The organism is Actinoplanes sp. NPDC000266, from assembly GCF_042899005.1.
Lineage (GTDB): Bacteria > Actinomycetota > Actinomycetes > Mycobacteriales > Micromonosporaceae > Actinoplanes.
This window is the reverse complement of the sequence record NZ_JBIAZI010000003.1, coordinates 1,009,438-1,031,492: the sequence shown is the minus strand read 5'-3', so window position 1 is coordinate 1,031,492 and position 22,055 is coordinate 1,009,438. Positions and strand designations below refer to the sequence as shown.

The window sequence follows — 22,055 nt, the reverse complement described above, 5'->3', positions numbered from 1 at the left end:
GCTGCAAATCCGACATGCCGGCCGGTACGCAGTATTGCCAGTCGTGCTTCCTCACGCCGGTGGCGAAGCCGGCCACGGGTGCCCCGGCCGCTCCGGATGCCCCGGCTCCCTCGGACGCCCCGGCTGCCGGGCCCGCCTGCGGTGATCCCGACTGTCCCACCGGGGGACAGCCTCCGGAGGCCGGGTGCCGGCCCTGCGGGCTGAGCGTTCCCACGTTGAGCTTCGCGTGGGGGACGGTCGCCGTGCGCGCCGGCCGGCCGCTGGTGGTGGGCCGCGAGAACTCGCCGATCGCCGGGCACCTCGCCGAATACACGAACGTCGGCCGCCGGCACGCCGAGGTGCGCAGCGACGGCCGCGCCCTGACCGTGGTCGACCTCGACTCGATGAACGGCACCTTCGTCAACGGCGAGCGCCTCGCGCCGAACGAGGAGACGCCGGTGCGCGCCGGCGACAAGATCCGGTTCGCGGCCCGCCTCGAGGCGACCGTGACGGGAGGGGCGTCGTGAGGCCCGTCGACGTGGTGGCGGTGACCCACCGGGGCCGCGCCCGCGACCACAACGAGGACACGGTCTCAGTGGCCGGCTTCGTGTCCGGCGTGGTCGAGGGCCAGCCGGTGCGGTTCGCGGTCGATCCCGTCCGGCCGGTGACCTGCCTGGTCGCGGACGGCCTGGGCGGGCAGGCCGAGGGCGGCCGGGCGAGCCGTCTGGCCGCGGCCACGATCGCCGACGCGGCGCCGTTCTTCCACGACCGGGAGGCGGTGGTCGAGGCCGTACGGAAAGCCAATCAGGCGGTGTACGCCGAGATGGCGCTCAGCCCGGCGTGGAGCGGCATGGGTTCGACGGTGGTCCTGATGGTCCTGGCCGGCGAGAAGATGATCTGCGCGAACGTGGGGGACAGCCGCTGCTTCCTGCTGCGCGACTCGCACATGGTGCAGCTGTCCGAGGACGACTCGGTGACGCCGGCGCCGGGCGAGGCCACGGTCGCGACGGTGGTGACGCAGACGCTGGGCGGCCGGTCCCGTACGACCGCGGTCGAACCGCACGTCCTGGAGATCGAGGTACGCCCGGGCGACCAGTTCCTGCTGTGCAGTGACGGCCTCACCGACGAGTTGGCGCCGGAGCGGATCGAGGCCGAGCTGGCCGGGGCGGCCGATCCCCGTACGGCGGTCGAGGGCCTGCTGCGGGCCACGCTCGACGCGGGCGCCCGCGACAACGTCTCCATCGTGCTGGCCGCCGTCCCGGCGGCCGGCCCCTCCCAGGAAGGAAGCACCGAGTGACCGACGACGGACACAGCTACCCAGGCGCCGTCCGCGGAGTGGCCGGCGTCCCCGGCACGGTCCGCGACCACGCCGCCGTTCCCAGCGCTCCTGGAACTACTCGCGACGCCGCGGGTGCTCCTGGCACTACCCGCGACGCCGCGGGCGCTCCTGGCACTACCCGTGACGCCGCGGGCGCTCCTGGCACTACTCGCGATGCCGCCGGCGCTCCTGGCACGACGCGCGACGGTGGCGTGGCGTCCGAGCCCTTCGCGCGCGTCAACCTTCCTCCCACGCTGCGCCGCGACTACGACTACGTCCGGGAGCTCGGCGCCGGCGGCGAGGCCGACCTGCTGCTGGTGCGGGACCGGGCGACCGGCGCGGAGTGCGTCGTGCGGCTCTACCGCCGCCAGGACCTGCCCCTCGACGAGGAGAAGCTGAACCGGCTGCGCACGGCCGACCCGCGCCACCTGATCGGCCTGCTCGGCTACGGCCGCGGCGACGGATACGTCTGGGAGATCCTCGAGTACGCGCCGTACGGCTCCCTCGAGCAGCTGATGAGCCGCTACCCGGCGCCCTGGCCGGCCGACAAGATCCTCGACGTCTTCGACCAGCTGGCCCCGGCCATCACCTACGCCAACTCGCTCGGCATGGTGCACCGCGACATCAAGCCCGGCAACGTGCTGATCCGGTCGATGAACCCGGCCGACCTGGTGCTGGCCGACTTCGGTCTCACCAAGTTCATCGAGGCCACCCACGCCCACGGCACCAACTCGCGCACCTCGGCCTACGCGCCGCCCGAGGCGATCGCCGGCCACACCTCGAAGTGGAGCGACTGGTGGTCGCTCGGCATCATCATGTTCGAGCTGCTGACCGGCCGGAACCCGTTCCAGAACCCGGACGGCACCTGGTTCAACGAACAGGTGATCACCTCCATCCTGATCAGCCGCGAGATCTCGGTGTCGGACATCGCCGACGACCATTGGCGCCTGCTCGTGCGCGGCCTGCTGACCCGGGTGCCGGAGAAGCGGTGGGGCCCGGGGCAGACGGCCGCGTGGCGGGCCGGCGGCAAACCGCCGGTGGCCGACCCGGAGCCGGCGCGGGACCCGGGCCGCCCGGTGACGAAGAGCAGCGCGACGTTCGTGTTCGAGGGCGTCGGCTACAACGATCCGGTGGCGCTGGCCGCCGCGCTGCGCCGCGACTGGGGCGGCGGCCGCCGGCTGCTGGCCGGGCGCGCGGTCAAGGCGCCCACCTATCTGGCCCTCAAGGACTGGATGACCAAGCACGAGCGCAACGAAGCGGTGCAGGCGCTCAACGACGGCGTCGACGAACGCCCGGAGCGCGGCCTGATGCAGGTCATCATGGCGCTGGATCCGGACTCGCCGCCGGAGTTCAACGGCCGCCGCCTCGACGACGCGAGCCTGCGCGCGCTGACCCGCGACGCCATCGCCAACGAGCCGGCCGCCCGGCAGATCCTCGGCCAGATCTACGAGGACGGCATCCTCACCATCTGCGACGACACCCCCGGCTGCGCCGGTTACGCGCTGCTCGACGACCGCTGGCATCGCAACGTCGAAGCCGCGCAGGCCCGGCTGCGGCAGACCGGCGTGACCATCTCGCAGGGTGACTTGCAGACGTTACGGATGCAACTGCTGGTCGCCTCGTACGCCGGTCAGGAGAGCCTGTTCGCCGAACCGGCCGCCGGGGCGTCGAGCAACGCCGAGGCGTTGCGGCAGCCGTGGTTCCGCGCCCTGGTGGCTGATCGCCCGGACCCGCGGCAGGAGGCTCCGTGGCACGCCGCGCTCATGCTGACCGCCCCGGTCGCCACCCAGCAGACGCGGGATCAGCACGTCGAGGCCGAACGCGCCCGCCTGGCCGAGGAGCAGCGCCGCATCGCGGAGAGCCGCGCGAACATGGACCGCGTCAGCGTCCCGATCGGCGTGGTCTGCGGCGTCATCGCGTTCTGCGCTCCGCCCGCCGGCGCGCTGGCCGGCCCGGCCGCGGTGTACTTCGGCGTCCGCGCCCGGCGTACCCGCCATCGGGCCGCCTCCACGTGGGCGATCGGGCTGGGCGCGGTCGGCTTCGTCTTCGCCGCCATCACGATCATCATGTATCTCGCTTCCCTGGCGAGCGGGGCGGCCGCCTAGGGAGCGCCGTCGGAGGCCAGGAAAGTCAGGGCACGCGCGGTGCGGGAGCCCGGCTCGGCGGTGTAGACGAGCATGGTCAGGGCCGGATCGTCGTTGACCCGGAACGACTCGTAGTCGAAGGTCAGCTCGCCGGCGAGGGGATGGCGGTAGCGTTTCGCGCCCCGCCGGTAGCGCAGGACGTCGTGGGATGCCCAGAGGGCCCGGAAGTAGTCGCTCCGGGCCGACAACTCGTCGACGAGCCGGGCGATGTGCTGGTCGCCGGGGTCCCGCCCGGCCGAGGCGCGCAGCACGGCGACGCCGTTGTGGGTGGCGCCTTCCCAGTCGAGGTAGAAGTCGCGGGCCCTCGGATCGAGCAGCTGAAAGCGCAGAGTGTTGAAAGGTTCCCCAGGCTGCAGGGAGAAGACGGCCCGGCCGAGCCGGTTGGCGTAGAGGAAGTCCAGGCGGTCGTTCTGGATGAACGCCGGCGTGGCCAGGGCGTCCAGGACGCGGCGGAGTTCCGGCCGGACGACGGGCCGTCCGGCCGGCCGCTCGGGCCTGGTCCGCTGGATCGCGGCGACCAGGCTGAGGAAGTGGTCGCGCTCGTCCTCGCCGAGCCGCAGCGCCCGGGCCACCGCGTCGAGGACTTCGCGGGAGGCGCCGGCCACCCGCCCCCGTTCCAGACGGGTGTAGTAGTCGACGCTGACGCCCGCGAGGTGGGCGACCTCCTCACGGCGCAGCCCGGGCACCCGCCGCACGCCGGAGAACTTGGGCACACCGGCCTGGTCGGGGGTGAGGCGGGCGCGGCGGGTGGTGAGAAAACCGCGCAGCTCGGCCGGGAAGTCCATGATCCGACCCTAACCAGGGTCTGGCAGACCCTGGGTGGGACCCGGCCTCCCCGGCGGCGCCAAGATGCGGTTGGCTCGGCTCATGGTGGAACATCGCCCGCTCGGGCGTACCGGCGTCTCGGTCAGCAAACTGTGCTTGGGCACCATGATGTTCGGCGACTGGGGCAACAAGGACCACGACGAGAGCATCAAGGTGATCCATCGGGCGCTCGACGCGGGGATCAACTTCGTCGACACGGCCGACGTGTATTCGGCCGGAGAGTGCGAGGAGATCGTCGGCAAGGCCATCAAGGGCCGCCGCGACGACATAGTGCTCGCCTCCAAGGCCAACATGCCGATGAGCGACGACCCCAACCACCGGGGCAACTCACGCCGGTGGATCACGCGCGCGGCCGAGGACTCCCTGCGCCGGCTGGGCACCGACCGGCTCGACCTCTACCAGGTGCACCGCTGGGACCCGGCGGTCGACCTGGACGAGACCCTCGGAGCGCTGACCGATCTCGTACGAGCCGGGAAGGTCCGCTACATCGGTCACACCACCTTCCCGGCGTCGACGATCGTGGAGGCGCAGTGGGTCGCCGAGCGCCGGGGCCGCGAACGTTTCGTGACCGAGCAGCCCCCGTACTCGATCCTGGTCCGCAACGCCGAGAACGAGGTCCTGCCGGTGGCGCAGCGCTACGGGATGGGCGTCATCTCGTACAGCCCGCTGGCCGGCGGCTGGCTGTCCGGCCGCTACAGCCGGCAGGCGCAGGACCTGCCGGCCTCGGAGGCCCGGCGGCGGCTGGCCAACCGCTTCGACATGACCCGTTCCGAGAACCAGCGCAAGCTCACCGCCGTCGAGCAGCTCACCGACCTCGCCGACGAGGCCGGCCTGACGCTCATCGAGCTGGCCATCGCCTTCGTGCTGCGCCACCCGGCGATCACCGCCCCGATCATCGGCCCGCGCACGATCGAGCACCTGGACTCCCAGCTGGCCGCGGCGGACGTCGTGCTCACCCCCGACGTGCTGGACCGTATCGACGAGATCGTCCCGCCCGGCCTGACCCTCAACCCGGCCGACAACAGCTGGCTCAACCCCCTGCTGGAGCCGGCCGCCCGCCGCCGCTGACCCGGCCCTGGGGAACGTCAGCTTCTGAGGGCCTCCAGGTCGGTGAAGAAGTCGGGGTAGGTCTTGGCCACGCACCCCGGATCGAGGATCTCGATGCCCGGCGCGCTCAGGCCCAGCAGGGACAGGCTCATCGCCATGCGGTGGTCTTCGTAGGTCTCGAACCGGGTCGGCCTCGGGGTGCCGGGCGTGATGGTGAAGCCGTCCTCGTCCTCGACGGCGTCGATGCCGGCGCGGCGCAGCTCGGTGACCACGGCGGCGATGCGGTCGGTCTCCTTGCCCCGGATGAAGCCGATGCCGCGGACCCGGGTGGGGGAGTCGGCGAGGACGGCCACGGCGGCCAGGGTCTGGGCGGTGTCGGAGATGTCGGCCATGTCGACGTCGACGCCGTGCAGGGGGCCGGTCCGGCTCACGGTGAGCGAATCCCTCGTCCGGGTCACGGTGGCGCCCATCCGCTCCAGGACGTCGGCGAAGCGTACGTCCCCCTGAAGACTGGCCGTGCCGAGACCGCTCACGGTGACCCGGCCGCCGGCGATGGCGGCGGCGCCCAGGAAGTACGAGGCGGCGCTGGCGTCGGGCTCGATGTCATAGGTGCGCGCGGTGTAAGAGCCCGGGCGGACGGTCAGGCCCTCCACGGTCGCGCCGAAGGCGGCCATCACGGCCTTGGTCATCTCGACATAGGGAACCGAGACCAGCTCGGAGGTGAGCGAGACCTGAAGGCCGTCGCGCATCAGCGGCCCGGCCATCAGCAGGCCGGACAGGAACTGGCTGGAGATGTGGCCGCTGACGTGGACCGGGCCGCCGTGCATGGGGCCGCTGACCGCCGCGGGCAGGAAGCCGGGCTCGCCCAGCTCCTCGACCTTGGCCCCGACCTGGCGCAGCGCGTCGAGCACGGGCCCGAACGGGCGGGCACGCAGCTGCGGCGTGCCGTCGACGACCGTGCGGCGGGCGAACAGGGCCGCCGCCGGAAGGACGAACCGCGACGTCGTGCCCGACTGACGGGCGTCGACGACGGCGCCCTCGGCGGGCGATCCGCCGCCGGTGACCGACGCCGTACGGGAAAGGGGGTCGGCCGAGACGGACGCGCCCAGCGCGGCCACCGCCGCCATCATCGCCCGGGTGTCGTCGGCGAACAGGGCGCCCGTGAGAGTGGACTCGCCCGGCGCGAGGGCGGCGCAGAGCAGAGCCCGGTTGGTGATGCTCTTGGAGCCGGGCGGGCGGACGACGGCGTTGAGCGGGCGGGTGAGTGGCTGGATGGCGCGGGAATCGGTCACGCGCCCATTCTTCCGGGATCGCCCCCGGCCGTGCCGGAGGAATTTCCAGCCTGTGGATAACCGCCCCGCTGTGGACAACTCAAACGATCTTCGCGAGAGCCGCCACAATGGCGCGATGCGAATCAGGGCAGCACTTCTGGCCGACCTTCCGCCGCTGCGCGACATCGAGCGCGCCGCCGGCGAGAGCTTCCGCGCGATCGGTATGGCGGCGATCGCCGACGACGAGCCGCCGGCGCTCGAGGTGCTCACGCACTATCAGCGCGCCGGGCGGGCCTGGGTGGCGGCCGACGGGCCGGGGCCGCCCATCGGCTATCTGCTGGCTCGCCTGGTCGACGGGGACGTCCACGTCGAGCAGGTGTCGGTCCATCCGAGCCGCCAGGGCGAAGGCGCCGGCTCCGCGTTGCTCGACCGGGCGGAGACGTACGCGGTGGAGGCCGGCGCTCCCGCCTTGACCCTCACCACGTTCGCCGAGGTGCCGTGGAACGCGCCCTACTACCGGCGGCGGGGGTTCACCGTGCTCGGCGAGGCGGAGCTCGGCCCGGGGCTGCGGGCGGTCCGGGAGCACGAGGCCGCGATCGGGCTCGACCGCTGGCCCCGCGTCGCCATGCGGCGGCCGGCCGGGGCGGGTCAGTCCCAGTCGCGGTCGGCGGCCAGATAGAAGCCCGGGTAGGACGGCTGGTTGTAGGTGGTCTGCTGGCGGGCGACCTCGGCCCGGTACTGCGGATCGTGCATGAGGGTGGTGAGCTTGTGGGTGGTGACCTCCGTGCTGAGGTGGACGCGGATGGCGGAGCTGTCCGCGGTCCGTACGAGAAGCTCCTCGCGCCAGTCGCCGAAGATGTCGGCGACCAGGCTCGGGTTTCCCTTGGTGCCGTTGTTGGCCAGCGTGCCCTCGGCGGTCAGCAGGCGGCCGCGCTGCCAGTCGTCGATCGTGGGGGTCACGTCGAGGGCGCCGTTGACGATCTGGGTCGAGCCGTCGGCGGCCCAGTGGATGCTCTGGTTCGTGCCGGGGATCGGCCCGGGGATCACCTGGCCGGTCGCGGTGTGTACGCCCAGGGCCTCCGATCCGCCGGGCATGCTGGCCCACGACTCGAGGCCGCGGGTGCCGGGCAGCACGTCGCCGACCATGCCGCGTCCGGTGTCGCGCCCGGAGTAGGTGCCGAACAGGACCTCGCCGGTGGCGGCGTCGCGCATGGCCATGCCGTACGGGGCGAGGGCCGCGTTCTCGTGCACGGTGAAGATCTCGAGCCCGGGCCGGCCGGGGTCGATGTCGGTGACGTGCATGGCGTCGCCGTGCCCGAGCCGCACCCGCTGGCCGGGGGCGGCACTGCCCTCGGGCAGCACGCCGAAGGAGGAATAGAGCAGGCTGCCGTCGTCGTCGATGGTCGCCGAGCCGTAGACGATCTCGTGCCGCCCGTCGCCGTCCACGTCGGCGGCGCTCAGCGAGTGGAATCCCTGGGTGGTGAGCGTGGCGAACTCCGGGTCGGTGCCGTCGCGGCCGTGCGGGGTGTCGTTGAAGGGGTTGGTCATCGGGGTCCAGCCGCTGTCCACGTGCCAGTTCTCGGTGAGCCGCCGCCCGTCCCAGCGATAGGCGACCAGCGTCGAGCGGGTGTAGTAGCCGCGGGCGAAGACGGCGGAGGGGTGGCGGCCGTCCAGATAGGCCACGCCGGACAGGAAACGGTCGACCCGGTTGCCGGGCTCGATGCGCGGCATGGCGTAATCGCCCCACATGAGGCCGTCGTCGTGCCGGCCCGGGCGGTACGGGATGGTCTGAAGCTCGCGTCCGGTGGCGCCCTCGAAGACGGTCAGATATTCGGGGCCGTCGACGATGAAGCCGTCGAAGGCGCGCAGCGCGTTGCGGGGGCTGCGGGCGGGGGCGTAGACGTCGATGAAGTAGTCGGCCAGGGCGGCGGCGTCGGCGCGGCTCAGCGGATAGGTGTAGGCGGGGGCGATGCCGAAGGCCTGTTCCAGGGTCGCGGGCCACCGGCCGGCCACCACCTCCGGATGCGCGTGCCAGCCCTGGAAGACGCCGACCAGGTGCTCGTAGTATCCGGCGGCGCTGAGCCGGTAGTCGTCGGTGTGCGCGTAACCGGCCCGGATGTCGGCCCGCGGCATGGTGATGTGGCGCTGCGAGAGGACGCGGCCGTCCGGCGCGTAACGGATGATCTTCGTGCCGGGTGCGGTCTTGAACATCATCTCGGAGCGGCCGTCGCCGTCGAAGTCGTAGACCAGGAACTGGGTGTAATGCGCGCCGGCGCGGATGTTGACGCCCAGGTCGATGCGGTGCCGGAGGGTGCCGTCGAGCTCGTAGGTGTCGATGTAGACCGGGCCGGTGTAGCCGACCTGTGAGACGTCCTTGCTGTTGGAGGGATCCCATTTGACGACGTATTCGTACTGACCGTCGCCGTCCACGTCGCCGACGCTCATGTCGTTGGCGGAGTAGGTGTACGCCTCGCCGGCCGGGGTGACGCCGCCGGCCGGCTTGCGCAGCGGCAGGTCGTAGTAGGCGGCGTCCCACGCGGTGGCCGAGCCGGCGGGGCCAGGGCCGGCCGGGGCGACCCGGTAACGCGCGCCGGGCGGGCCCTCGCGGTCCAGGTAGTTGGTGCTGCCGGAGACGGTCGCGATGCGGTGGCCGTCGCGGTAGACGTGGAAGGCCGTGTGCTCGCCCCGGAGCAGCCGCCAGCTCAGGAAGCGCCCCTCGCCGGTCGTGGCGACGACGAGGCCGCGATCGAGCCGTTCCATGGCCGGACGGCCCGGCGCGGCGGCCGTCGCGGGCGCGGGGGCGGTGGCGGCGGCGGTGGCCGTCAGGAGCAGCACTGCGACGTACGCCAAGCGAGAGGTCATGGCGATCTCCGGGGCTAGGTAAGCGCTTTCCCCGGAGAGTGTGCATCGACGAGCGCCGATGGGTCAACTGTCAGAGCACGTGCTGGCCGTACATCTCGCCCAGCGGGTCGGCGATCAGCTCGATGCGGGCGCCGTCGGGGTCGCGGAAGTAGACCGAGACGCCGCTGTGCACCTCGTGCTCGACGCCGGCCTCGGTGAGGCGGCCGATCAGCGCGTGCCATTTCGCCGGCTCGACGCTGATCGCCATGTGGTGCAGGCGGCCGAGGACTTCCGCGTACGGGCCGACGTCGAGGCCGGGGAAGTCGAAGAAGGCGAGCAGGTTGCCGTGGCCGATGTCGAAGAAGAAGTGCGACGAGCCGGGGTAGTCCCTGTTCTCGATCAGCTCGGTCAGCGGGAAGCCCAGCACGTCCTGATAGAACCGGATGGTGCGTTCCACGTCGCTGCTGATCAGCGCGGTGTGGTGCAGTCCACGGGCGGTCGAGGCGGGCCGCGCGCCGGGCGGCTTGAGGTGGGCCTCGCGCAGGCGGGCGCGCTCGGCCTCACGGGCGGCGGGATCGGGGGTTGTCATGGCCCGACTCTAGAGCTCACTTGACGATGCGCAGGTGTGAGCGCTTTCGCGGACCCGGTTTCGGCTCCTCCTTGAAGACCTCGTCGAGGCGGTGGCGCAACGTCTCGCGGGGATTCTCGGCGGGCACCTCACGGATTTCGCGCGGCTTCGGGGCGTACCTCAATTTGATCTCCCGAATGACCACGACCGTCACCGCGACGGCGAGGAAGTCGCGGACCACGGCCCAGCCGGCCGTGCCGAGGGTGAAATCGGAGGCGAACAGGACGCTCTGCAGGACCGCTCCGGCCATCGCGGCGATGGCCGACGCGCCGGCCAGGCGGGCGGGATCGCCCTTGACGCCGTGCCAGTAGAGCGGCAGCCAGCGGTCCAGCAGCCAGGCGAACAGCACCGCCGGCACCACCTGCGGGATGGCCTGGGTCGCGGCTTCGAGAAGGTTGTCGGTGTCGGGCACCAGCGCCGCCACCACCAGCATGGCCAGCGCGTCGAAGCGGCGCGGGCCGTACGCGCCCTGCGCCACCAGCCAGACCGCGCCCACGGCGGCGGCCGGCCAGAGCGCGCCGTCGAGCGCGTGCCCGGCGAGCAGGGCCAACAGGTAGAGCAGGGCGAACCCGGCCGAGCGGGCGCCGTAACGGGCGAGGCTCAAGGCTTGTACCTCCGAGACCGGTCCGGGGGAGGGACCGTTCTGTGGAGATCGGCCGCCGGCCGGCCGAGTTGAGCCTGGTGGCGAAGTTTTGTCGGACCCATCCGATAGAACTACCGCACCTGTTCGTGAGGAGGATCGGTTGTGACAAGTGAGGGCGCCGCGTTCGAGCGGCGCAGCACAGCCCCGGTCATGGCGCCCGTGCGGGCGCGCAAGCTGGCCAAGGTGCCGTTCGTGGAGCTCGCCGAGGGGCGGCTGCAGGGGGTGGTGTCGAGCGGTTCGGACGTCGAGAGGGTGTACGTCTCGTCGATCACCGCGGCCGAGCACGGGCTGAGCTGCAACACCAACAACAACCGTCCGTGCGGGGGCCTCGGCGGCGGCTCCCGGCCCTGCAACCATCTCAAGGCGCTGCTCGAGGCCGCCCTGGCGCAGTACGGGGTGGAGCGCGTGGCCCGCTACCTCAAGGTCGAGCCGCCGTCCGGTGAGACCGACCTGTGGCCGGCGCTGCGGCCGGTGGCCGCGCCCCAGCGGGCGGCCGAGGTGTTCAGCAGCTTCCTGCGCCACCTGGCCTATCTCGAGGTTGCGCCGAGCACCGATCCGCTGCCCGACCTCCAGTGGTTCCCGGCCGCGAGTCAGGCGGTGCGCTGATGCTTCCCGACGCGCTCCCGGCCCGCCCGGCCGGGTTCGACGAGGTGCAGGCCGTGGCCGACGGGCTCGACGACGCCCTCGTGCACGGGCTGGCCCGGCTCGACGACGAGCGGGTGGCCGCCCTCGAGGCCGTGGCCGCCGCCTTCGACTCCTCGCCGCTGGCCGGCCGGGCCGCCGAGGCGGTCGGCAAGATCGTCGCGGGCACGGTGACCGACGAGCATCTGGCCGTCCTGGCCGGGTGCCGGGTGGCGCTGCTCGGTGCCGCCCACGACGCGCTGGTCGCCGGGCTTGACGCCGCCACCGGCCGTGTCCGCGAACCGTGGCCGGCCCCGGCCGGGCCGGCCGAGTCGAGTCACCTGACCGCGGGCAGCCGTTCCTGGCTGCGCGAGCTGGCCATCGCGGGCTGGCGCGGCGTCGACCACGAGCTGGCCGCGGGCGGCGCCGCCGCGGTGCGGGCGCTGCTGGCCGAGCCGTCCGGCCGCCGCCTCGCGGTGCTGCTCGACGGCTTCGCGGCCGAGCTGCGGGCCACCGCGCCGGTCGCCACCCTGCCCCGGGTGCCGGTCCGCCGCTGGGCCGACCTGTGGACCAGGGCGCTGATGCTGTCCCAGGACGGCCTGCCGGCCGCGCCGTCGGCACCGGCCGCCGGGCGGCTGCTGATCCTCGGGGCCGATCTGCACGAGCATCCGACGGTGTTCCGCTGCCAGGTGCACGGCCTGCTCGAGACCGGAACGGGTGTCCGCCTGGTCCGTACGAGCGTGGCCGCGGCCAAGGTCGACACGATCAGCGGCCCGTCGGCCTGGCGCATGCTCGGCGCCTTCCCGATCCTGCTGTCGGCGCTCGCGGAGCACCGCTCGGTCGAGGTGTCGGGCATGACGCTCACCGCCGGGGGCGATCTGATCTGGGACGAGAGCCGGGCGGCGCCGGGCGAGCCGGCCGACCCGTTCACCACCGCCCGGGTCCTGCTGGCCGGCGCCGTCGCGTCCTCGACGGCCCCGCTCGACCGGCATCCGGCGGCGATCGCCGAGCCGGTGCTGCTGGAGGGCGGCGGCTTCGAGGTGGACGCCGGCCGGCTGCCGGCCGCCGGGCCGCTCACCGCCGAGCTGGTCGCGGCGGCCGGCGCGGTGCTCGGGCTGCTGCGCTTCGACGGCGACCGCTGGGTGGTACAGCCGCTCGCTGTGCAGGCGACCGTGCGCAAGAAGCCGGTCACCGTGCACACCGGCGACTGGGCGCTCGGCCCCACCGACGCCAAAGCGGCCAAGGCCGAGGCGGCCGCCGGCGGCGCCGTCGAGGTGCTCCGGGAACGAGCGGGAAGGCTGCTGCGCAAATGACCGCGGAAAACCGGCGACAGGTCCTCTACTGGCGGCTGCTGGCCCGGCTCTTCGACCCCGAGGAGCAGGCCGCGCTCGAGCAGGCCAGCGTCGCGATCGTCGGCGACGAAGGGCTCCCGGCGGCGCTGCTCGACCCCGGCGCCTCGATCGACAACCTCGTGCAGCGCCATCCCCACCTGGCCGCCGAGCTCGAGGGCCTCATGACGCCCGGCGACGACGACCGCGAGGGCGAGGTACGCCGGGCCGCGCTCGCCTCCAAGCTGCTGCTCAACGTCTTCGACACCGGCAGCGGCGACGTCAGCGCCGGTCAGCTCGCGCGGTGGCAGGCCGACGCCGGCTGGTTCGAGCGAGCCCTCGGCGAGGAGCCGGGCCAGCTCCGCGGGCGCCCCGAGGGCAAGGTGCTGGCCGGCATCGAGGGTGACCTGATCAAGCGGATGCGGCTGCGCGAGGTGCTGGCCGACCCGCGCCTGGCCGCGAAGCTCACGCCGAGCATGTCGCTCATCGACCAGTTGCTGCGCGACAAGAACAACCTCGACGGCGTCGCGCTGGCCAACGCCAAGCGGCTGATCCGCCAGTTCGTCGACGAGGTGGCAGCGGTGCTGCGCACCCAGGTGGCGCAGGCCAGCGCGGGCACGATCGACCGCTCGGTCCCGCCCAAACGCGTGTTCCGCAACCTCGACCTCGACCGCACGATCTGGAAGAACCTGCCCAACTACAACCCCGGGGACGAGCGGCTCTACGTCGACCGGCTCTTCTACCGGCAGACCGCCAAGCGGGTCACCCCGGCCCGCATGATCGTGGTGGTCGACCAGTCCGGCTCGATGGTCGACTCGATGGTCAACTGCACGATCCTCGCCTCGATCTTCGCGGGCCTGCCCAAGGTCGACGTGCATCTGATCGCGTACGACACCAGGGCGCTCGACCTGACGCCGTGGGTGCACGACCCGTTCGAGGTGCTGCTGCGCACCAAGCTCGGCGGCGGCAACGACGGCCCGGTCGCGATGGCCATGGCCCGGCCCAAGATCGCCGACCCGCGGAACACGGTGATGGTGTGGATCTCGGACTTCTACGAGTTCGACCGTTCCCAGCCGCTGTTCGACGGGGTCGAGGCGGTGCACCGCTCAGGGGTGCGCTTCATCCCGGTCGGCTCGGTCAACAGCTCCGGCACCCAGAGCGTCAACCCCTGGTTCCGCCAGCGCTTCAAAGATCTCGGCACCCCCGTGATCTCCGGAAAGATCCAGAAGCTCGTCGTCGAGCTCAAGAATTTTGTGGCATAGAGGAGACCTTGATGAGCGAGATGCTGCGACCCCCGGCCGAGATCAAGTACGCCGACGAGCTGGACTGGCTCGAGTCGGTCGACGACGGGCCGAAACCGTTCTCCTGGCGCCTGAGCCCCAAGATGGTGCGCCTGTTCATCCTCGGCTCCGAGCGCGCCGACGGCCTCGACCGCGAGATCGGCCAGAAATGGTACGGCGACCGCAGCTTCGTCGAGCGGTCCATCGTCACCCTCGCCTCCGACCGCGGGCTGCTGCTCATCGGCGACCCCGGCACCGGCAAGAGCTGGCTGGCCGAGCTGCTCGCGGCGGCCATCAGCCGCAACTCGACGCTGGTCGTGCAGGGCACCGCCGGCACCACCGAGGACCACATCAAATATTCGTGGAACGTCTCCATGGTCATCGCCAAGGGCCAGTCGCGGTCCTCGATGATCCCGTCGCCGATCATGACGGCCATGGAGGGCGGCGTCATCGGCCGTTTCGAGGAGCTGACCCGCTCGACCAGCGACGTGCAGGACGCGCTGATCTCGATCCTGTCCGAGAAGTACGTCTCCATCCCCGAGCTCGACGAGGACAACATCGTCTTCGCCCAGCCCGGCTTCTCGATCATCGCCACCGCCAACAGCCGCGACCGCGGCGTCAACGATCTTTCCTCGGCCCTCAAACGCCGCTTCAACTTCGTCCGCATCCCCGTGGTGACGAACAAGAAGAGCGAAGCCGAGATCGTCCGATTCCGTACGGAGGAGTTGCTGCGCCGCCACAACATCGAGCTCGAGGTGCCGCCCACTCTGCTCGACGTTCTCCTGCAGAGCTTCGCCGACCTGCGCGCGGCCGCCGGGTCGGCCGGCAGCGACGACGAGAAGCTCGAGTCGGCGCTGTCCACGGCCGAGCAGATCGGCGTGCTGGAGGACGCGATCCTGCACAGCAACTTCTTCGGCGCCTCCGAGCTGACCGCCGAGACGCTGGCCGGCTCCCTGGTCGGGTCGCTGGCCCGGCGCAGCCCCGAGGACCTCGCGATCCTCAACAAGTACTGGCACGGCGTGATCGAGCCGCGCAGCAAGGAGGACGGCGGCGAGTGGACCGGCTTCCTCGAGGGCGGCCGCCAGGCGATCGAGACTCTCTCATGAGCGGGCCCTTCGACCCGCTGCGGGCGCAGCTGCTGGGCGCGGCCGAGGCGCTGGCCGACGGCCCGGCCGCGCTGCCCGAGATCCTCACCGGCATGGTCGACGACGTCGAGCACGCCCTGCGCGAGCCGCTGGAGATCTTCCCGGTCTGCCACCACTCGCCGGCCTCGGCGCTGGCCATGGTCCGGCGCCTGCGCGAGAAACAGCCCAAGGTGATCTACCTGGAGCTGTGCGAGGACATGACGCCGATCCTCACCGAGCTGCGCAACTGCCGGCTGCCGGTGGCGTTGCAGGCGTTCGCCTCCGAGCTCGAGGGCTTCCCGGTCGCGTCGGCGCCGCTCAGCGTCATCGCCCCGATCACCGAGAGCTCGGCCGAATACCAGGCCATCTCGTACGCCCTGGAGACGCCCGGCGTCGAGCTCGTGCTGGTCGACCGTTCCACCGACCACATCTTCCAGTGGGCGCCGCGCGACGAGAGCGCCCAGCCGGAACAGCACCAGGAGGAGGACCTGCACGGCGACGCGGTCGGCGTCGAGATCGGCGACCTGCGGCCGCGCTTCGCCGAGCTCGAGGAGCACCTGCTGCACCACGGCCGGGTCCGGCACTGGTCGGAGTGGTGGGACCAGTACGTGGAGCAGCCCCTCGCCGGGTGCGACCACGAGACGTACCGCCAAGTCATGATCCTCATCGGCAGCCTGTTCCGCCGGCTGGCGCCGCACGACGGCGCCCGCTGGCGCAGCGACGAGGACCGCGAGCGCTACATGTGGACGCGCATCCGCGAACATCTGGCCGCCGGCGAGATCGACCCGGCTGACTGCCTCTACGTCTGCGGGGCGTTCCACGCGGCGAGCCGGCTGCCCGAGGTCGGCTCGGCCGCCGGCACCCCCGGCTTCGCGATCAGCCCGCGCACCGGCACGACCTGGCTCTACGGCCTCATCCCGTCGAGCCACTCGGCCATCGAGGCCCAGTTCGGCCTGGCGCCGGGCTCGGTCTCGATCGCGGCCGCCACCTGGCAGAAAGGGCTGACCAGGACGCGGCTCACGCCGTTCGAGCTCGACGGGCAGAAAGGCGGGCGCAACAAGAAGACCCGCAAGGCGCTGCCACCGCCGATGGCCGACCCGCCGCCGGCCGACCAGCTGACCGGATATCTCTCCGGGCCGCCCGTGCTCGACGGGCTCGACGAGGCCGAGCTGCGCGGCTGGTGCGTCGACATCGTCCGGCTCGCCCGCCGCAACGGCTACCTGGCCAGCACAGCCGACGCGATCGCCGTCTTCGAGACGTCGATCCTGCTCGCCGGCATGCGCGGGCGGGCGCGGCCCACACCGTACGACTTCGCCGACGCCGCCGTGACCTGCATCGAGAAAGACGTCGTGCCGGGGCGGCGCGACGTGCGGCGGCTCTGCGAGATCCTGCTCGGCGGCGACCGGATCGGCCAGGTCGGCTACGACGCCCTGCCGCCGCTGGCCCGCGACGTGTTCGACCGGCTGGCCCCGCTCGAGCTGAACCTCGAGCAGCGCACCATTCAGCGGGCGCTGCTCGACCTGACCGCCCGGCCCGAGCTGGCCGCCTGCTCCCAGCTGCTCTGGATGCTGCGCTACCTGCTGCCCGACCACGCGGTCCGCCCGATCATGGGCTCGCGCCGGCTGGGCGAGAAACACTTCCAGGAGAGCTGGGACCTCGACCTCGGCCGCCACCAGCGGACGATCATCGAGCTGGGGTACGAGGGCGTCACCGTCGAACAGGTGCTGGAACAGCGCCTGCGCCGCGCGGCCTGGGACAACTCGGCCACGGCGGCCGTCGCGCTCAAGGCGGTCGAGGACTCGCTGCTGTTCCTGTCCAGCCCGCGGCTCACCGACGAGCTCGGCGCCCGCGCGGTCGAGCTGCTCAAGGCCGAGCGCACGGTCGACGAGGCCCCGGTCGTCCTGCGCCGCGTCCGGCGGTTGCTCGCCCACTACCGGAGCGCCGCTCCGGCGCTTCCCGCCTGGTGCGAGCGTTTTGTCACCGAGGGGTACGCCCACTACTGCACCCTGCTGCCGACGGCGTTCGTGGACGACGAGACCGGGGTGCGGCAGGTCGGAGCGATGCTCGGGTTCCTGTTCAGCATGGAGAGCCTGGCCCTGTCGCTCGGCTGCGACCGGGCCCAGCTCGAATTGGCGGTCCGGCAGTCACACCCGGAGTCGCCGGCCAAGGTGGCGCTGCTCTGGGCGGCCCGCCATCAGCTCGGCGCCCTGCCCCTGGCCGGCCTCCGCACGAGAGTGGAGGAGCTGCTGGGCAACCCGCTGGTGGTGCCGTCAGTCCCGCAGTACGTGAGCGGCTTCGTGCAGGCGCTGGAGCCGGTGCCGCGGCTGGCCCCGTTCGTGGTCGAGACGTTGTCCAAGGCGTTCGGCCGCCTGCCCGACCCGGTCCTGCTGCCCTGGCTGCCCACGCTGATCACCACGCTGCGCGACCAGGCGGCCGAGCTGGTCCCGGTGCTGACGAGGGAGGCCGGCCGCACCTTCCCGGCCACGCTGGAGGCGCTCGACGGGTGGACCCCGCCGTGGGACCGCGAGCAGACCCCGAGGCGGCCCGCGGCGCGCCTCGGCGCCGGCCCGGCTTCCGCCTTCCTGGCCGCCCACCCGGCGGCGGCCGACGCCGTGGCCGCCCTGCTCGGCTGCCCGGGGGAGTGGGCGGCGCCCGCGCCTCAGCGGCCGGCCCTGCTCGCCTCGTTCCCCGAGGCGGTGATCGCGGTGGAGGCGCTCATGGGCGGACGCCAGTGACGAACCGGGCGGTTCGGGCGGCCACGACAGCCCAGGCCGCCAGCAGGCCCGCGTAAAGGAGGACGGCGGCGGCTGCCAGCATCGCTGAGCCGGTGTGGGTGGCCAGGGCCGACGTCCCGGTCACGCACGTGCCCACCGGGAACGTGAACGACCACCAGGTCAGTGTGAACGGCAGCCGCTCGCGGGCCGCGCGGACGGTGATCGCCGTGGCCAGGGCCATCCACAGCAGGGCGAAGCCCCAGACGGGTACGCCGAAGACGACGCCCAGCAGGCGCAGCGCGTCCGCGGCCGGTGGTGGCAGCACGTGGGTGGCCGCGCCGCCCAGCAGGTTGACGGCGGTGATCGACTGGCCGAGCGGGCCCAGGACGATCCACAGGGTGGGCACCGCGCGGGCCGGGCCCACCTTGTGCACGGCCAGGCGGTGCCAGATCTGCGGGATGACGGCGAACGACGCGATCAGGCTCAGCCCGAACATCGCGTAGCAGGCCACCAGCATCGTGAGCCGGGGCTGCCCGGCCGGCAGGTACGGGATGAGCAGGGCCCCGGTCGAGGCCGACACCATCGGCGGGACCACCGGCATGAGCCAGCCGCCGAACGGGGCCCGCTCGTCCGTGTCGTGGCGGGTGAACTGGAGGTACGGCACCGCGACGGCCGTGATCAGCCCACCGATCGTGCCGGCCGTCCACAGCACCCCGTCCACGGCCAGGGCCGCCCTCTCTCCGATCACCTGGTGCCCGGCCAGCAGCGTCGCCGCCCCGACCGTCATCAGCGCCATCGGCGGCGCGCCGTAGAAGTGGGCCATCACCGGATCGAGGTGGTGGCCGCGCGCCGTGCCCGGATATCGCCGCCAGTGCAGCACCGTCGCCGTCGTCACGGCCACCAGCAGGACCACCGCGAGCGCCCACACCGCGACCGCGAACGGCCGTAACCCGGGCAGGTGGACCGGCAGCGAGACGGCCGCCGTGGCGACGATGCCGGTGCCCATGACGGACGCGAACCAGTTCGGCCCGAAGCCTTCGAGCAGCGTGCCGGCCCGGGGGCGGCGGAGCGGGGCGGTGGTGACGGTCGCGGTCATACGTCAACGATCGGGCGGGCCCGGCTCGGGCGGTAGGCGCGCCGATCTTGTGAGGTCACAACCTCAGCTTGTACCCGGTTACCATGTTCAGTTGTGGCCCTCAGCGCGCGCATGCCCGATCTGGCAGCCCTCGAAGTCTTCCTGGCCGTCGCCCGCACCGGCAGCCTCAGCGCGGCCGCGCGCGAGACCGGGGTGTCACAGCAGGCGGCGTCGGCGCGGCTGGCCGCGCTGGAGTCGCAGACCGGCATCCGGCTGGCCACCCGCACCACCCGCGGCGCCGAGCTGACACCGGCCGGGGTGGTGGTCGCCCAGTGGGCCGACCGGCTGCTCACCCTCGCCCACGAGATCGACACCGGGCTCGCCTCGCTGCGCGACGACAGCCGCAGCCGCATCCGGGTCAGCGCCAGCCTCACCGTGGCCGAGCAGCTCCTGCCGAGCTGGCTGGTCAGCCTCCAAGCCGACGCCGAGCGGCGCGGTGAGACGCCCGTGCAGGTCGTGCTCACCGCCACCAACAGCGACACCGTGATCGAGCAGGTCCGCTCGGGCGCGGCCGACCTGGGCTTCGTGGAGGGGCCGACCGCCCCGCGCGGCCTGCGCAGCCGGGTCGCCGCCCACGACGACCTGGTCCTGGTCGTCCCACCCGCGCACCGCTGGGCCCGCCGCCCGGGCGGCGTGGACGCCGCCGAACTGGGGGAGACGCCGCTGGTGACCCGCGAGGCCGGCTCGGGAACCCGCGACTTCCTGACCGCCGCCCTGCGCAAGGCCCTGGGCAAGGACTACGTCCCGGCCCGCCCGGCCCTGGAGCTGTCCACCTCCGCCGCGGTGCGCGCCGCCGTCCTGGCCGGCGCCGGCCCGGCCGCCCTGAGCCGCCTGGCCGTCGCCGACGACCTCCGGGCCGGCCGTCTCCGCCCCATCCCGGTCGCCGGCCTCGACCTGCACCGCCCCCTGCGCGCCATCTGGTCGGGCCCCCGCGTCCCTCCGGCCGGCGGCGTCCGCGCCCTGCTGGCCCACATCGGAGCGCTCCCGTAGTCACCTCCGGCGGTACTCGACCTCCGGGCGGCCGGGGCCGCCGTAGCGCGGGCTGCGGGTCACCTGGCCCGTGTCGGCCAGGTGTTCCAGGTAGCGGCGGGCGGTCACCCTCGAAGCGCCCATGCGGGAGGCCACCTCGGCCGCCGACAAGCCTGTGGTGGCGTCGCTCGATCTCAGGACGCCCAGGATCAGGTCGAGGGTGCCCTGGTCGAGGCCCTTGGGCAGCAGGGTGACCGGCGACGTGCCGCGCAGGGAGGCCAGGGCCCGGTCGATCTCGTGCTGGGCGGCCACCGGGGACGTTCCCCGCACCTGGGCGCTGTAGCGGGCGTACCCCAGAAGCTTCTCCCGGAAAGCGGCGTACGTGAACGGTTTCAGCAGGTAGTGCGTGACGCCCAGGGAGACCGCCGAGCGGACCACGGCCAGGTCGCGGGCGGACGTCACGACCAGGACGTCGGTGGTGAGGCCGGCGCCGCGCAGGGTGCGGCACAGGTCGAGGCCGAACATGTCGGGCAGGTGCAGGTCGAGCAGGATCAGGTCGACCGGCGTGGCCCGTAGCGCGGCCAGGGCCTGCTGACCGGTGTGGGCCACACCGGAGACGGCAAAACCCTCGACCCTTCGGGTGTACGCCGCGTGGGCCTCCGCCAGCAGCGGCTCGTCCTCGACCACCAGGACCCGGATGTCGCTCACGACGGCACCGGCAGGCGCACGGTGACGGCCGAACCGTCCACCTCGATGGTGCCGCCGTACCGGTCGGCCACCTGGCGGACCAGGGACAGGCCGATGCCGCGGCCCTCGGCCTTGGTCGACCAGCCCTTGCGGAACGCGCCCTCGGGCAGGCCGGGGCCGGTGTCGGTGACCCGGACGAGGACGACGCCGTCGTCGTTGACGATCAGGACTGTCACCTTTCGTGGTGGTGGGGTCCCGGCGACGGCCTCCAGGGCGTTGTCGACCAGGTTGCCGACCACCGTCAGCAGGTCGCGGCCCGGCAGTGGGGCGCCGGTCATCCGGGACGCCTCGTCGACCACCAGCTCGACGCCGCGCTCGCCGGCCTGGGCCGACTTGCCGAGCAGCAGGGCGGCCAGGGCCGGCTCGTCCAGGGCGCCCACCACCTGGTCGGTCAGCTGCTGGGCGGCCGCCAGCTCGGCCGTGGCCAGGTCGAGGGCCTCCTGGGTGCGGCCGAGCTCGACCAGGGTCAGCACCGTGTGCAGCCGGTTGGCCGCCTCGTGGGCCTGTGCCCGCAGGGCGTCGGTCAGACCTCGTACGGAATCAAGCTCTCCGGTCAGAGCGCGAAGCTCGGTGTGGTCACGCAGGGTCAGTACGGTGCCGATGGTCTGCCCCTCCGAGTGGATCACGCGCTGGTTGGCCACGAGCACCCGATCGCCCGCGAGGACCGGCTCGTCGGCCACTGTGGCCCGGGCCGCGATCAGGTCGCGTACGGCCTCGAGATCGTCGCCCAGCAACCGGCGCCCCTCGTCGTTGATCAGCGTCACGTGCCCGCCGCGGTCGGCCACCACGAGCCCCTCGCGGACGGAGTGGAGCACGGCGTCGTGGTACTCGTACATCCGGGTCATCTCGGCCGGTCCCAGCCCGTGCGTCTGGCGCCGGAGGCGGCGGCTGAGCAGCCAGCTGCCCGCGGCCGCGAGCAGCAGCGCCAGCGCGGCCGGGATCGCGACCGCCGGCGTACGCCCAATCAGCTTTTGATTTATCGCGTCGGTGGTGATGCCGACCGAGACCAGGGCGATCACCCGGTTTTGCGAGTCGCGGACCGGCACGACGGTCCGGACCGACTCGCCGAGCGTGCCCACGCTCTTCTCGACGACCGTGCCGCCTTCGAGGGCCCCGTCGATCGTGCCGATGAACGGCTGGCCGATGAGTGAGGGTGTGCGGTGGGTGAAACGGGTGCGGTCGGTGGCCATGACGACGATGAAGTCGGTCCCGGTGGCGACACGGACGCTTTCGGCGTACGGCTGGAGGACCACCGACGGCGACGGGCCCCGCACCGCGTCGACCACCATGGGGGAGCGGGCCACCGTCTCGGCGATGTCCACGACGTCGTCGATCGCGGCCTGCTCGGCGTCGTCCAGGACGATGAGGACGGTCCCGGCCGTCCCGATCGCGACCAGGGCGGCCACGACCAGCGCCTGCAGCACGAAGAGCTGCCGCGCGA

Annotated in this window: 19 protein-coding genes; 11 read left to right on the top strand and 8 right to left on the bottom strand. The window is 72.7% G+C overall.

The window, feature by feature from the left end; translation table 11 throughout:
- Nucleotides 1-215 precede the first annotated feature (215 nt).
- Genes ACFY36_RS16220 through ACFY36_RS16210 form a run of 3 tightly spaced genes read left to right on the top strand, consistent with a single transcriptional unit; the run spans nucleotide 216 to nucleotide 3,402 of the window.
- A complete protein-coding gene (locus ACFY36_RS16220) occupies nucleotides 216-506 on the top strand; it encodes an FHA domain-containing protein (RefSeq protein ID WP_499746750.1) in 291 nt (96 codons plus the stop codon).
- Complete coding sequence (locus tag ACFY36_RS16215) at nucleotides 503-1,276, top strand: PP2C family protein-serine/threonine phosphatase (protein ID WP_499746749.1); 774 nt, start codon at nucleotides 503-505, stop codon at nucleotides 1,274-1,276. The genes ACFY36_RS16220 and ACFY36_RS16215 overlap by 4 nt, the downstream gene beginning before the upstream one ends.
- Nucleotides 1,273-3,402 (top strand): protein kinase domain-containing protein, encoded by a 2,130-nt coding sequence (locus tag ACFY36_RS16210; protein ID WP_499746748.1) that lies wholly within the window; start codon nucleotides 1,273-1,275, stop codon nucleotides 3,400-3,402. The genes ACFY36_RS16215 and ACFY36_RS16210 overlap by 4 nt, the downstream gene beginning before the upstream one ends.
- Here the strand turns inward: ACFY36_RS16210 and ACFY36_RS16205 are convergent.
- Nucleotides 3,399-4,226, bottom strand: coding sequence for a helix-turn-helix transcriptional regulator (locus ACFY36_RS16205; protein ID WP_499746747.1), 828 nt, complete (start codon nucleotides 4,224-4,226; stop codon nucleotides 3,399-3,401). The two genes, ACFY36_RS16210 and ACFY36_RS16205, sit on opposite strands and share 4 nt — an antisense overlap.
- A gap of 85 nt (nucleotides 4,227-4,311) precedes the next feature.
- Here ACFY36_RS16205 and ACFY36_RS16200 point away from each other — a divergent pair, with 85 nt between their 5' ends.
- The gene (locus ACFY36_RS16200; RefSeq protein WP_499746812.1) at nucleotides 4,312-5,334 is read left to right on the top strand and encodes an aldo/keto reductase; all 1,023 of its coding nucleotides are present in this window, start codon (nucleotides 4,312-4,314) and stop codon (nucleotides 5,332-5,334) included.
- A gap of 17 nt (nucleotides 5,335-5,351) precedes the next feature.
- Here ACFY36_RS16200 and aroA read toward each other — a convergent pair whose 3' ends face one another.
- Nucleotides 5,352-6,605 (bottom strand): 3-phosphoshikimate 1-carboxyvinyltransferase, encoded by a 1,254-nt coding sequence (aroA, locus tag ACFY36_RS16195; RefSeq protein ID WP_499746746.1) that lies wholly within the window; start codon nucleotides 6,603-6,605, stop codon nucleotides 5,352-5,354.
- A 115-nt stretch (nucleotides 6,606-6,720) separates the two neighbouring features.
- Between aroA and ACFY36_RS16190 the strand changes: the two genes are divergently transcribed.
- On the top strand, nucleotides 6,721-7,263 hold the full coding sequence (locus tag ACFY36_RS16190; protein WP_499746745.1) for a GNAT family N-acetyltransferase: 543 nt from the start codon (nucleotides 6,721-6,723) through the stop codon (nucleotides 7,261-7,263).
- On the opposite strand, the gene ACFY36_RS16185 is transcribed toward ACFY36_RS16190, so the two are convergent.
- The 3 genes from ACFY36_RS16185 to ACFY36_RS16175 form a co-directional block, all read right to left on the bottom strand.
- Nucleotides 7,233-9,446: a rhamnogalacturonan lyase gene (locus ACFY36_RS16185; protein WP_499746744.1), complete on the bottom strand. Its 2,214-nt coding sequence runs from the start codon at nucleotides 9,444-9,446 to the stop codon at nucleotides 7,233-7,235. The two genes, ACFY36_RS16190 and ACFY36_RS16185, sit on opposite strands and share 31 nt — an antisense overlap.
- Before the next feature lie 70 nt (nucleotides 9,447-9,516).
- On the bottom strand, nucleotides 9,517-10,014 hold the full coding sequence (locus ACFY36_RS16180; RefSeq protein WP_499746743.1) for a VOC family protein: 498 nt from the start codon (nucleotides 10,012-10,014) through the stop codon (nucleotides 9,517-9,519).
- Between the two features lie 16 nt (nucleotides 10,015-10,030).
- Nucleotides 10,031-10,657 carry a hypothetical protein gene (locus ACFY36_RS16175; RefSeq protein ID WP_499746742.1) on the bottom strand — a complete coding sequence of 209 codons (627 nt, stop codon included), beginning with the start codon at nucleotides 10,655-10,657 and terminating at the stop codon, nucleotides 10,031-10,033.
- A 189-nt stretch (nucleotides 10,658-10,846) separates the two neighbouring features.
- On the opposite strand from ACFY36_RS16175, the gene ACFY36_RS16170 reads away from it, so the two are divergent.
- The 5 genes from ACFY36_RS16170 to ACFY36_RS16150 are packed head-to-tail and all read left to right on the top strand — an operon-like array spanning nucleotide 10,847 to nucleotide 17,784.
- Nucleotides 10,847-11,302, top strand: a complete 456-nt coding sequence (locus tag ACFY36_RS16170) for a hypothetical protein (protein ID WP_499746811.1) — start codon at nucleotides 10,847-10,849, stop codon at nucleotides 11,300-11,302.
- Nucleotides 11,302-12,630, top strand: a complete 1,329-nt coding sequence (locus tag ACFY36_RS16165) for a hypothetical protein (protein WP_499746741.1) — start codon at nucleotides 11,302-11,304, stop codon at nucleotides 12,628-12,630. The genes ACFY36_RS16170 and ACFY36_RS16165 overlap by 1 nt, the downstream gene beginning before the upstream one ends.
- Complete coding sequence (locus ACFY36_RS16160; protein WP_499746740.1) at nucleotides 12,627-13,907, top strand: vWA domain-containing protein; 1,281 nt, start codon at nucleotides 12,627-12,629, stop codon at nucleotides 13,905-13,907. Before ACFY36_RS16165 ends, ACFY36_RS16160 begins: the two co-directional genes overlap by 4 nt.
- A gap of 11 nt (nucleotides 13,908-13,918) precedes the next feature.
- On the top strand, nucleotides 13,919-15,031 hold the full coding sequence (locus tag ACFY36_RS16155; protein WP_499746739.1) for an ATP-binding protein: 1,113 nt from the start codon (nucleotides 13,919-13,921) through the stop codon (nucleotides 15,029-15,031).
- Nucleotides 15,028-17,784: a DUF5682 family protein gene (locus ACFY36_RS16150; RefSeq protein ID WP_499746738.1), complete on the top strand. Its 2,757-nt coding sequence runs from the start codon at nucleotides 15,028-15,030 to the stop codon at nucleotides 17,782-17,784. The genes ACFY36_RS16155 and ACFY36_RS16150 overlap by 4 nt, the downstream gene beginning before the upstream one ends.
- Here the strand turns inward: ACFY36_RS16150 and ACFY36_RS16145 are convergent.
- Nucleotides 17,765-18,859 carry a TDT family transporter gene (locus ACFY36_RS16145; protein WP_499746737.1) on the bottom strand — a complete coding sequence of 365 codons (1,095 nt, stop codon included), beginning with the start codon at nucleotides 18,857-18,859 and terminating at the stop codon, nucleotides 17,765-17,767. The genes ACFY36_RS16150 and ACFY36_RS16145 overlap by 20 nt on opposite strands.
- 93 nt (nucleotides 18,860-18,952) lie before the next feature.
- On the opposite strand from ACFY36_RS16145, the gene ACFY36_RS16140 reads away from it, so the two are divergent.
- Nucleotides 18,953-19,888, top strand: a complete 936-nt coding sequence (locus tag ACFY36_RS16140) for a LysR family transcriptional regulator (protein WP_499746736.1) — start codon at nucleotides 18,953-18,955, stop codon at nucleotides 19,886-19,888.
- Here ACFY36_RS16140 and ACFY36_RS16135 read toward each other — a convergent pair whose 3' ends face one another.
- Both ACFY36_RS16135 and ACFY36_RS16130 read right to left on the bottom strand, forming a co-directional pair.
- Nucleotides 19,889-20,575, bottom strand: a complete 687-nt coding sequence (locus tag ACFY36_RS16135) for a response regulator (protein ID WP_499746735.1) — start codon at nucleotides 20,573-20,575, stop codon at nucleotides 19,889-19,891.
- A complete protein-coding gene (locus tag ACFY36_RS16130) occupies nucleotides 20,572-22,038 on the bottom strand; it encodes a sensor histidine kinase (protein WP_499746734.1) in 1,467 nt (488 codons plus the stop codon). Before ACFY36_RS16130 ends, ACFY36_RS16135 begins: the two co-directional genes overlap by 4 nt.
- Nucleotides 22,039-22,055: the final 17 nt, after the last annotated feature.